10 protein-coding genes are annotated in these 12,064 nt (G+C 39.0%); 3 read left to right on the forward strand and 7 right to left on the reverse strand.

What is annotated here, in order from left to right; all coding sequences use genetic code 11:
• Positions 1-21: 21 nt before the first annotated feature.
• From FIU21_RS11620 to FIU21_RS11630, 3 genes are all read right to left on the reverse strand, one after another.
• A complete protein-coding gene (locus tag FIU21_RS11620) occupies positions 22-1,101 on the reverse strand; it encodes a Gfo/Idh/MocA family protein (protein WP_004359072.1) in 1,080 nt (359 codons plus the stop codon).
• Positions 1,089-2,174 (reverse strand): radical SAM/SPASM domain-containing protein, encoded by a 1,086-nt coding sequence (locus FIU21_RS11625; RefSeq protein WP_036885757.1) that lies wholly within the window; start codon positions 2,172-2,174, stop codon positions 1,089-1,091. Before FIU21_RS11625 ends, FIU21_RS11620 begins: the two co-directional genes overlap by 13 nt.
• 87 nt (positions 2,175-2,261) lie before the next feature.
• Positions 2,262-3,971, reverse strand: a complete 1,710-nt coding sequence (locus tag FIU21_RS11630; RefSeq protein WP_004359070.1) for a sigma-70 family RNA polymerase sigma factor — start codon at positions 3,969-3,971, stop codon at positions 2,262-2,264.
• Between the two features lie 603 nt (positions 3,972-4,574).
• Between FIU21_RS11630 and FIU21_RS11635 the strand changes: the two genes are divergently transcribed.
• The 3 genes from FIU21_RS11635 (at position 4,575) to FIU21_RS11645 (ending at position 7,273) form a co-directional block, all read left to right on the forward strand.
• Complete coding sequence (locus FIU21_RS11635; protein ID WP_004359069.1) at positions 4,575-5,759, forward strand: hypothetical protein; 1,185 nt, start codon at positions 4,575-4,577, stop codon at positions 5,757-5,759.
• 223 nt (positions 5,760-5,982) lie between these two features.
• The gene (locus FIU21_RS11640; RefSeq protein WP_004359068.1) at positions 5,983-6,711 is read left to right on the forward strand and encodes a DUF1266 domain-containing protein; all 729 of its coding nucleotides are present in this window, start codon (positions 5,983-5,985) and stop codon (positions 6,709-6,711) included.
• A gap of 31 nt (positions 6,712-6,742) precedes the next feature.
• A complete protein-coding gene (locus tag FIU21_RS11645) occupies positions 6,743-7,273 on the forward strand; it encodes a hypothetical protein (RefSeq protein WP_036885756.1) in 531 nt (176 codons plus the stop codon).
• A 1,390-nt stretch (positions 7,274-8,663) separates the two neighbouring features.
• Here the strand turns inward: FIU21_RS11645 and FIU21_RS11650 are convergent.
• The 4 genes from FIU21_RS11650 to FIU21_RS11665 form a co-directional block, all read right to left on the reverse strand.
• Positions 8,664-9,725: a relaxase/mobilization nuclease domain-containing protein gene (locus FIU21_RS11650; protein WP_023926015.1), complete on the reverse strand. Its 1,062-nt coding sequence runs from the start codon at positions 9,723-9,725 to the stop codon at positions 8,664-8,666.
• Entirely contained in the window at positions 9,709-10,140 is a 432-nt protein-coding gene (locus FIU21_RS11655; protein ID WP_004359060.1) for a plasmid mobilization protein, read from the reverse strand. Before FIU21_RS11655 ends, FIU21_RS11650 begins: the two co-directional genes overlap by 17 nt.
• A 401-nt stretch (positions 10,141-10,541) precedes the next feature.
• Entirely contained in the window at positions 10,542-10,976 is a 435-nt protein-coding gene (locus tag FIU21_RS11660; RefSeq protein WP_004359058.1) for a DUF3408 domain-containing protein, read from the reverse strand.
• Between the two features lie 2 nt (positions 10,977-10,978).
• On the reverse strand, positions 10,979-11,959 hold the full coding sequence (locus FIU21_RS11665) for a toprim domain-containing protein (protein WP_004359056.1): 981 nt from the start codon (positions 11,957-11,959) through the stop codon (positions 10,979-10,981).
• Positions 11,960-12,064 lie beyond the last annotated feature (105 nt).

The following is a 12,064-nucleotide window of genomic DNA, read 5'->3' on the forward strand; positions in this document are numbered from 1 at the left end:
TTTGTTGGATTTAATTAGTTATTATAATATTTGGTCGTCAATTATGTTCATATACTTCTTTATTTCTGCCATTAAGGAATAAACATGCTTGACACTTTCCAAGCAAAAGGCATGATTATCCTCGCATCTGTTTTCAACCATATCGGCAAACGCTTGAATTTCCGAGAAGAACCCTTGTGACACAATTTGGTTATTCCCAATAGTTGGGACAAAGTTGTTTCTTCCGTAGAGACAAATTATTGCTCCATTGTTTGGAAAGACTTTCTCCAACGGAATCCCTAACAATGCTGAGCGTCTCGGCATGAAATCAAGTCGCTCCATGTTTTCCAACACATAAAGTCCTTTATCTGTACTGATATTTAGCTGTTCCTGTGCTTCTTTCCAAGAATAATCTGTTGATAGTTCCAACATACCTGTTATATCTTGGTGCTCCAATACAAGAAACAAAGTTTGGGCACCATCTCTACTGCGAATGACATCCAAGCTCTTTATCTTTGCCTCTCCAAAAAGGAATATTACATAGTCAAGAGGATGGATGAATAGGTCAAGTAAAGTATCTCCTTCAGGGTATAATCCTGTCAGATAGCGATAATGATAATGCCGTTTGCCGTCACCTTTCAATCGTTTTTTCAATACTTGAGTGGCAGGGGCAAAACGCCTTTGCAGTCCGACAACGATATGTTGTGAGCCATATAGCATGATAGTATCGATCAAAGACTTTAATTCTCTTTCATTCTCACAGGGTGGTTTCTCTATAAATAAGGACTTTCCTGCTTTTATAGTTTCGGTTGCAATCTGAAAGTGTGAATGAGGATTAGCTGCCACAAAAACACCAGAAACAGTATCATCAAGCAGTATATCCTGTAAAGAAGTTGTTCCTTTGACTCCTTTATACTTTTGAGAAATCAGTTCGGCTTTCTTCTCTGAGGTACAGCAGATATATTTCAGTGGTAACTGAAGATACTGTATGACGGGCAGAAGGTTGTTTGCACAATGATTGCCAAACCCAACAAGAGCATACTGTTGCGTGTAAGTATGATTCAACTCTCTCATACTGCGTATATACTTGTATCTGCCTATGATGTTATCTAAATATCCCATTTTAGCTTTGCTTTTATTCGTTTGAAATGTTTATTATAGGTAGTTTGCCTGTTGATGGTCCATTGATATTTCCCATAAAACAACTCTATCAATCGTTTGGGGATTATCTTTTCTATATTTCTTAACAGGATAATGTCATATTTTCGGTGATAGTTGATCCAACATTGATTGCATTCTTTGGAGTACTGACATTGAATTTTGCACGTATTCCTTGAATTGAATATCTCATCGAGTGTATTCTCGTGAATATTACCCAAGATTACATCTAAATTCTGGCATAAGGGGACATCCCCATTAGAATGTATGACCAATTCACTGAATATGCTATGACACCGTAACTTCAGTCTTTTATTCTTCCACTCGTCATACAAAGCTACAAAGTCAAAGTTCTCATATGTTTGATGTATGGAAGAGGGTATCTGGCTGATGAAATCCGCATCATTGGATTCTATTAAATCTTTGGTTGTGTCGAAGAATGACATTGTGCTGTAAATGCCAATACGTACATCAATGTTATATTGTTTAGCACAATCTATGACATGCCTCATATCCTCAAACGAGTTCCATGGAGAAAGACAAAACATTAGGGAGATAGGTACGATGTCTTTACATGCCTCTATAACCTTAATCACTTTGTCATACCCATCTCTCCCACGCATATAACGATAGGTTTCTATATTGCCGTCAAGTGATATGTATAAATGTTTGGGATGATGATTCTTTACAGCAGAAATTACCTTGTTCGTTGCAAGGCAGTTGGACAGCAATGTATAATTAGGATGGTTAGTATCAAACCATTCTAATATATTGTCTGCTTCGGGATGGAGGATAAACTCACCTCCTTCCAAACCTACTATCGTGCTTTTTGTTACACATTTACTATTCATTATTCTGCTAATATCAACCAGACTTAGATTTTCTGTAGGTTTTTTCCAAATGGAACAGTGTTTGCAACGAGACTGACAACTTGTTGTGGAATATATCATTAGAGAGGTAAGTTCCTTATGCTGTCTGCGTACTACATTGTTGACAAATACCATTCCATTGTGGATGTAGTCATAAATACTGTACATTTTTTTAAGTTTTGTCTTTTATTGTTAAGAGCAGAAAACCACGAAAAGACTGCACAATATTTATGACTTTTTATCTATTTATTTCATTTACCAAGTAAGCCGTAATCCGAATGGTACGGTAATGATAAACGGATGCTCTGTACGGTAAGTTTCGAGACTACTACCATTTCTAAAATAATAGAACATATTTGGTTCTATATACAGGCTGAAAGGTTTGAATAGCTTGTACTGCACACCGGCACCTAAGTTTACAGACCACTGATAACGTGGCTTGATGTCACCCTTTAACGTGTAGGACGAGTCAGACGTTATGATATACTTCTTATCAAGTGAACTGTGAACTGGCATCTCGAATGTCACTCCACCGGTCGTATAGGCATTGAATCGTCCCTTGCTCCATATACGATAGGTCAATCGCAACGGTATGCCCACATAATCAATCTTCTGGGTCTTCAACAAGGTCGCACCATGAAACTCACTCTCAAAATCAGACTTCATTCTTGTGTAAGTCAATCCCGTGCCAAAAGTCCAATGGGAACTTAGTTGCTTGTTGAGCGACAAACTAAAGGTTTTGGGGCGGTAGTGGTACGCCTTCTCACCTAAAGACGCATTGCCCTCTGTTGCATTATTCAGTGCAATCCATGACATTTTTGCCCTCTCTACAGAATCCATCAGCGCATTGTTCCTGACTAAATAATTTACATAATCATCCCAGGTATATAGTTTGGCAGCCGCACCGCCGTTAGCATAATCTACCACCGAGAGATAGTTCAAATTAGACATAGCTCCATTGGCTCCAGCATTGGAGGAATAGCCGAAGTTGAATGTCCACGGGTATTTCTTCTTATGGTTTACATCGAGGTTCATGTTTCCATTCGATGCCAACATTTTATCTTCTGAAATTTGTGGAATACGGAGCACGGAGTCGTCTATACTGATTTCACCAGTAGCCAAATACTTTGGCAAGGAATCTACATGGAAGAATACTGGCTGCTGCTCTGATTCAACACTGTCTGTTATGATCTGTGAAGAAATATCTTCAGTAGGAATAGTCTTTTTTACCAAAACACGCCTATCATTTCCAATAGCGCTTGAAGGTATAGAATACCTTGGCTGCCCATTCTTTTGAGAAGCAGCTCCATTTTGTTGAACTCGTTTTGGAAAGTTATGATGAGTATCTAAAGCCGTTGAACTATTATCAGATGTATCAACGAACTTGTCCCTCGTTACGAAATAGATATAGACAGGTATCAGGATGGGAAGCAAGAATAGCATCCAATACTTAATCAATATGACACGTAGCATTTTCTTTGCCCGAGCCAACTGCGAAGAAGAACTATGTGGATTGATACCAAGCAGATCCCCTATTTCCTTATGTGAAAGACCGTCCAACACTGAGAGTTTGAATATTTCTCGGTTCCCCTCTGGTAACAGTTCTATCGCTGACAGCAACAACTCCAGCTCTATATTCTTTTCTTTATCGTCTTCTTCGCTCAACACATCTTTCCCCAGACTGGATAAAAGAATATTACTTTTTTCTGTACTTTGTAGGAACCTCAACGAAAGGTTTCTCACAATCGTTATCATCCATCCTTCCAATTTTGAGTTGTCCTTCAGCGAATTAATAGAGGTAAAAATGATGATAAAAGCATCGTGTAAAATATCTTCTGCCGTACTTTCATCTTCCACATAGTGCAGGCATATTCTCTTTAATCTGTCGGAATATGCCTTATATAAATTTCCGAGAGCCTCACGTTCTCCCTGTTTACATGCGTCTATATTAACATCTATTTTCATAGATATACCATACCTTTTTATTAAAAGGAGCACGTTTTGCTTAAAAGACTGCACGGATTTAGGAACTTTTTTTTCGAGAAACTTAGAAAAATATTTAAAAGATATGACTAAAAACCTCTTTTTAATAGCTGTTTCGTTATCTAAAAGAGATAGTTGCAACCTTGATTTATAGAAAACACTTCATGCCGTATCGCAACACCTACAACAAGCGAAAATAACGTATCTTTCCCATATTTCTAATTTCTTTGAAGTATTTTTTAGTTTAGATTTATCATTACATTCGATTTCAGAATATCACCTTACAAAGGTAAGAATATAATAGCAAACAGTATGTTTTTATGGGAAGATTACCAGTATTTTTTTTATAGTAACTCTATATAAAATGGATAAACCAAATTTTATCCACGTTTATTACCTAATAATAAAATAAAAATGTTAATTTTGTAGCGTGTTGCTTCAGAAACACAATGACATCGTTGAAAAAATAAGAGGCGTTATGCTTATCTTGTAAAACTCAATATTTTAGAACTTGTAAAACTCAATATTTTAGAATAGGTGGCAAAATTGAATCATTATAATTGAGAGTACATAATTGCTTAAAATATGACAAAAGAAGAATTATTGCTATGGGGAGAGAAAACGGTTCAGCTGTATAATAAGATAGCAGACGAACGTGGTAGAGAAAAGACTCCTGCATTCTATACTCAATCTAACTTAAACAAAATTATAGGAGTAAATTCTGTTGATATTTTAATAGCAGGTATTAACCCTGGTTCTGGCGGAACTTACCAACAAATGATTGAGAATCCAAACTGGGGAATAAGCTCGGCTACAGGGATGACAGCAGAACAACTTATATCAGGGAACTTCGGTAGAGACCCCCAGTATGGGAATTGTACAAACTGGAGTCGTCATCATACTTGGCGTTATTTTATGAATTTAAAGAGATTCTTTAAAGATGTTGAGGAACCTAATATTCTTGACGACGAAAGAAGATTTGTCCTGACGAATGCCACTTTTTTCAACACTGTTAAGGAGAAAGAACTGAACCAATCACTATTAAAGACTACGTTTCCACAGACTATAGATTTAGTCAGAAGAGTTAAGCCTAAGATGATTGTATGGTTAAGTGGTAGGAATGCGTTCAACAGATTAGCTTCGATTTCGATAGATGGCTTTTCTTTCAAGTATGATAAGACACGTAATCCGATAATGGCGCGTATATATATGGGTACATTCAATGGTATACCATGTTTTGGGATTCCCCACCCTGGAGCGTTCCTAACTACAGAAGAAAGGACTTTAATTGCAAAATTCTTTTCTTATGTCTTTAATTATAAAAGTATTGACGAGATAGACCTTAATAACTTGGAGTCTTTCTGTATAAATGAAATTCAAGCATATCATAAGCGTTTAAAAGAGAAGAAACCTGCTTCTATAAAAAATAATATTGATGTAAAAAGTATAGAACATTCTATCCTCGAAAGGAAGAAAACCTATATTTACAATAATGGAAATAGGATACGCAAAGATGAAAATGCCCAATATGGAATTACAATTGCTAAGAATTGTATTTTTGTTCGGCAAGCTTATGAAGATAAATATAAAACTCCTCAAATCAACCCAAAAGATAGTGTTGTCATAGAAAAGCTAAAAGAAAGAGGTTATGAAAGCGGTAAAGGATGGCTTGGCTATCGAAAACTTACGGAATTTGGTAGTACTGAGAAAGAAATAGAACAGAATGTTATAAAGGAAATAAATGTCCTATTTGAGTTGTTAGATGTCTAATGTCTTATACCAGATTTACTTCACATCGTTTTAACATTTAACAAGTTAAGTCATCATAACGAATGACAGCAATGACAGGAAACTCAATTATAAAAGAATTACCTTACGATAGGCAGAAAAGAATAGAGTAGACAACCTCTATATAAATGTTAAAGAAAATAATAGCTTCGTCATTTCTAATGATTTTTCATACCTTTGAACTTATATTTTAAAAGCCACAATAATGGGTCTATTCAACTATTCAAGTAAACTATCCGACGAACAATTACGCCGCATCTCCCTAAGTGCACAATATCAAGGACAGCAGGGAGGAGACCATTTTACACTTTCATCTAAGATTGGTTCACGTGCAAAAGTACTCCTCGAACAAGGATGGGGTATCACAAATCGACAAGAATTATGCGATACGATAGAAGAATTACTCGGACGTTGCCGTTCACTTGATATTGCTGTTATAAAAGAAGAAATGATGGCAGAGATACAAGAAGACAGCGGGATCAACACCGAGGTACGACGTATATGGTCTATGGCAAGTATTGTCGATAAACATTATATTACACGAGTTGGAGATTTAAGTGACTTGCTTAATATGCTAACCAACTATATTGCAGCACAAGATAGTCTACTTGCTAATGAACTGATTACCTCATGGGATACTATAACAGAAAAAGATGTTATAGGATGGGATATAGGGCGCACAGCCTATCTCGTGCGTGTTGGTGTGGAAATGAAATACCTCAACTCTGACGAGGCATGGGATTATCTGGAAAAAGCTTACCAAAGAGCCATCAGCACATTCGACACATGGGAGGAGTTCGGACACTCCTATATCATCGGACGTTGTTGTTGGACTTCTCATCCAGAGGAGCGTGATGTCTTAGGCTTTTGTAACGTAGTGAAATGGCTTATGAAACATCCCGAGAGCCCATGGATAAAAGTTAAGTTGAAATAATTTATTAATAACATATTAAATCATTAAGATTATGGATCAAAGTATTTTTCCGTTCATTCTCATATTCATTGCAATGATCGTCATTGCCTTTTCGCTAATTTTCTATGTCCGTAGAAAAGGGAAGAATAGTAAGGGAGTCTACACAGCAAAGGCAATGGAGTTCATCACCAAGAAATATCCTTCTATCAATACAAGCAATATCAAGTGTGTAGAATTTTATATTCCTAAGGGGAGTTTAGGACAGATAGACCCAGCAATTATTGCCTATAATGATGAGGACATGTATATAATATCCGCTCTCGCTCAACCTATACCAGGCTTCTACAGAATCAAATCTAATGAGCAAGCTGAATGGGATATGTTCTATTATCCTATGACAAGCATAGAGCAGGCTGGCTTTGATGAAAAGCAGAAACACTTCTTTCTCGTTATTAAAGGAGAATCAATTAAACTGAAAATCAGGAAAAGAAATACCTTCCAAGAGGATCAGCAGGAAGAGATAAATGACTTCTTTGCAACAATATCACAAGCATTACAGAAGAACACAGCATTGAACGTATAATCCTATCGGGACACGTCAATAAAACACTGAAGGGTGCATAAAAGCAATATAAAGTCTTTTATGTGCCTTTTTTTGAATTCTTCCGTTAAATGTGTGAATGCTTTTCGGGTCTTCAGGATTTTGGAGTGATAAGATTTACCACTTAAGGTTAGGTCTCTGACGAAATGTCACACGGAGTAAAGGAGAGGACGAAGGATTATAAAACAAAGTAGTGGAAGGCACGGAGGCACCGTCGGTGCATAGAGCGACGAAGTTTGTTTGCACACTTTTTTAGTAACTTTATACCCAAAGCATTTATCCCAAAAGTTATCAAGAATCTGTACGCTACACCTCCGTCGCTCATTGTGCCGTCGGCACCTCCGTGACATTGCGTTTACCTCCGTTCCCTTCGTGACTCCGTGTACCTATTACATAAGACTTTTAGTTTATCACTCCAGATTTCGGAAGAACCTGCTTTTCGTATAGCTTTGACGGAAGAACAGAAGTTGCTCATTTGAGAAAAACATAGCTGAGTCTCTCAGGTGTCTACTCTATTATCATCCTACGACAACAGGAAATCTTCTCATCTTAACACTTCAAAAATACAGACTGCGTGTTGAAAAATCATTACATATTATCAAACAAAACAGCTATAAATAAGGACAATAACATGGATAAAAAGTAGGTTTGTAACCAACAGGAAATCAATTGGTTATAAAGCAGTAAAGGAAAAGGTGCTTAATTGGACTTCAAAAGGGCGCTAATTGGACCTCAAAAGGGCACCTATTGCAAGTCAATTAATTATAAAATTGTATCTAATTGAAAATAAAGAAGTTACCTTATTGGTATAACTAAACAGGTAACGATTTGGAAACGAGCGAGCTACTTCAAGTTGCTGTTTTCTACCTAACAAAGAACGCTTGTTATTCTATCTGCAAAGATAATACTTTGTTACCGAATAACAAGCGTTCTTGATGAAAAACACACATAATTTTACCAGCTTGAATGAAACAAGTGGTTGGACTTATAGTTTCTACTTACAAATCTAAAACTTTTCGCCTTGTAATGCTATCCAGTTTGAACATTCTGAGGAAATAGTCCTTTTTAGATTTGCATTAAGCATCTTACATACGTTCTTTATTATATTATGGACATCCTCCTTGGTGGTATTTCTCTTTAGTAATGTGGTATTCGGCAAATAACACCTCGTGCCATTATTACCTATGATTATATCCTTAAAACCATACTCTTCAATTAATGTATTCCTAACTTCGGTATGTCTGCTATCTATATCGTAGGTTAACAGCACATTGTATGTTCTTTCCATATTGTTTGTATTAATAATTAATAAATTCTTATTGTCAACTAGCAAATAATGTGCCAACAATGAAAGTATTGCTATTCAAATTTTCTACAGCCTTCGTCCTTTCTTTTTCCTATTGGCTTGGTATCTGAGCTTACGTTGCCATGCGGTCTCGGCATAGTCCTCGCCATGTGTCATTGGCGTAATCATTCCACCTACTCCCTCCACCAATTCATCGGCTGCGCTGATAGCTGTATCTGCCACCGCTCTTATAGCCTGTGCGATTTGTGGAGTATCCTCCGTTGCTCGTGGGCTGTATGAAAGTCTTGGGGGTACGAGTTGATAGCCAGCATCCTTAGTATCTGTATGCTCTGACGATTTGCGTATTACTTGGGCAGATACATTCGTCTCGGCTTTCTGACTTGCCTCGAAATTCTTTTGCAAGGAATGGTAGCCAAACTCCCTGCCCACTTCCGATGCCTTGAAAGATTGTCCGCCAAATGAGAACTTCAAACCATAGACCTTGCCCTGCTTGTTCTTCATGCGCTCAATGGTGATGCTGTTCTTGTTCAACTCGTAAAGGAACATGGAATGCCCCGTGATACCTGTATCTTTATACTTCTCAAGCAAGGCATAACAAATCTTCTGCACCTGCTGCTTTGTTTGTTCTCTTGTAGGGTTAGTCTTTGCCTTTTGGTGTTTCCTTTCCGCCTTGACCTCTTTTGCAATAGTCAAACCTTTCTCCCTACTGATTCCCTCCGCCACCTTTGCTGCCCTGTTGCTCACAAAGGTGGTATCATAGACTTCTCCGTACAGACTGATGCGGTTGGCGATGATGTGAATGTGCCTATTATCAGTATCCTTGTGCGTTACTGCCACCCATTGGTGGTTGTCAAGTCCCATTCGCTTGGCAAACAGATGGGCTATTCCCATAAGCTCGGATACAGGCAGCTTTTTCTCGTCCTGCGGTGCAATGCCTATTTCGATACGGAGAAACTTGTTCCTGCAACGGCTGTTATAGTCGTTGACCACTTTCATTTCCTCATAGATTGTCTTTGGTTCCCTGCTGCAAAGATTGTGGAAGGCAAGCCGATAGCCGAGCTTGCCCTCTCTGAAGATATAGTCCAGAGCCGTGCTGCCGTGTGCTATCGCCTTACATTTTCCTATCATTTCTTGTTAGATTTAAGACCTTATATACCTCATCGTCCACACGAAAATGCGGGTCGTAAAATCGCTTAAATGCTTCTTTGGCACATAGCGAGAGGTTCTTTGTGATATGTAGCCAATCTTCGTCCTTGACCTTGATGAGATTGGAAACCTGCCCATAGAACCTTCCTGTATGCTGGAGGATGGCAATGGCTTCCCTCTCATTGTCTGTCATCTTGGGAACGGCAGTCACTTCTCCGTTAAGGAGTATCTCACGACAGTAATCGGAGAACTTCCGCCCCGCACTTTCCGCCTTTGACTTGATACGCTGCTTTTCCTCTAAGGTACATCTTACTTTGATGAACTCTGTCTTGTTCATCTTCTGTTCTTCCTTATCCTGTTGCTGCCATTTGGCAGCTTTTCCCTTGTATCTGCTCATATAAGCTTCTTTGAAAGTTAATCATTATAGATGATTCATTGTCTCTTAATTCTTGAATACTGACCGATGAGAACGGAGTGATTACGGTCTAATCTCCCCGACAGTCTGACGAGGGGAGCAAGAGCAGTTTGTGGGTACAAACTGACGTCTTGCAATGCTACCGAACAAACCATTTACGCTTAAAACGTTTTATAGCCTAAAAACGAATGCCGTGTATTCTGTGTTTAACTGTGTTCGTGGTGTTCTCATCATTCAGATGTCTGCTTGCTAAAAATATGATGTCATATTTGCCCAAATATGACGTCTCATTTACGAGATATGACATCATATTTTAATGCGATAGTAGGATTAGAGCGGGAAATAAATCTTTTGAAATTCATCCCTCGCCCCCTTCCTGCGGTTTATAACCTTCTCCATTTCTCTATATCTTCACCATATTCCTCCAGATGCTGACGAACGATGTTCTCCACAAAGCTTGAAAGGTTGCTGCCCCTGTCGCCTAACCTACGCACAATGAAGTCGGCACGCTCCTGTGTATCCCTACTCAGATAGACTGCCTTACGGTTGTTTAACTTGGTCGGCACAAGATAGGCTTGCTTGTAGGCTTCGAGTGTTTTCTTTCTCATCTTGGCACTGATACGTCTTTGAACAGTTGCACTCTCAGTGTTCCGTGCAGGCTCGGAGTGCATGGTATTCTCTGTGTCCTGCTTGTTTGTTGGTCTTTCTCTTTCAGGAACTGCAGTCGCTTCTTGTGAAGTAGATTCGTTCTCTGTTTCATCTTCCACACCCAAGAACCATGAAAGGTCTTTGTCACTCATCATAGTTTCCTTTTCCATTTCTATTTCATTTTAAGTTTGACTTGTTTTGATTTCTTGTTTTGTCCTGTAATTGATATGTGTGTCTGTTCCTGCGCTTTCCGTTTCTGCTGCTCACGGACACGGCTGACATGAAAATCGTTGAGATCCTTGAAGTCTTTGTAATGTATGTTCATGTCCTCAACATGGAAGCCTGTCTTTATGAAATCTTGAACAGCCCTCCGTCCTGCTTCATCATTGTCAAGGAAGGCGCGGATATTGGTGAGGTGTCGGTCATTCAAATAGCGGATAGTCCTTGCCACGTTGCTCACGGAGTTCATCACAAGGCAGTGGTTGGTAATCTCTTCTTTCATCGAAAGGAAGGAGAGGAAGTCCATGAAGCCTTCAAAGATACATACAGGTTCCGCTCTGTCCGTGAATATCGGAGTAATGTCCTTCGGTGCTATCGTTCCCTTGAACGTCTTGTCGTCCCGAAGCTCATAGCTGCCAGAGAGATTGGCAAAGCCAATGGCTTGATAGCGCCTGCCCCTTACCTCATAGCAGATACATTTGAGGAAAGGTCTTGCCCTGTTAAGGTCGATGCAGCGCTTATCGGCAAGATAGGCCTCTAAGTGAGAAGGCAAGGTGTCTGATACCTCTATCAGTTTCCTTGCCCCACTTGGCTGCCATGGCGTGACTGGACTGGTATCGATGTCTGACTTCTCTTTTGAAAGACCGTACGCTGCATCAAGGGAAGCGTTCTGTCCCAAACGGCGGATGGCTTCCGATAGCGTGCATCCCTCCATACGCATACAGAGGTCGATGATACTTCCGCCCCTACCTTCGCCATAATCTATCCAAAGGTTCTTCTCTGTGTCCACCTTAAAACTCGGATGCGTTTCCTCCCTGAGCGGTGAACGGTACATGGCATAGGTAGGTGTTTTGCGGACAGGTTTGATACCTTTCCTTTCGAGATACTCCACGATGGGGTATCGCTTGATACGTGATAAATCTTCTTCTTTCATTGTTTTGATACATTAATGGGTTGAATGATAATTATTTATGTTTGTCTGTTTTTATGGTTTTACCTTTTCCAAAGTTTTTCCCCTCCAAACTTTTTCATCTTTCTT

The organism is Prevotella melaninogenica (genome assembly GCF_013267595.1).
Taxonomy (GTDB): Bacteria; Bacteroidota; Bacteroidia; order Bacteroidales; family Bacteroidaceae; genus Prevotella; species Prevotella melaninogenica_D.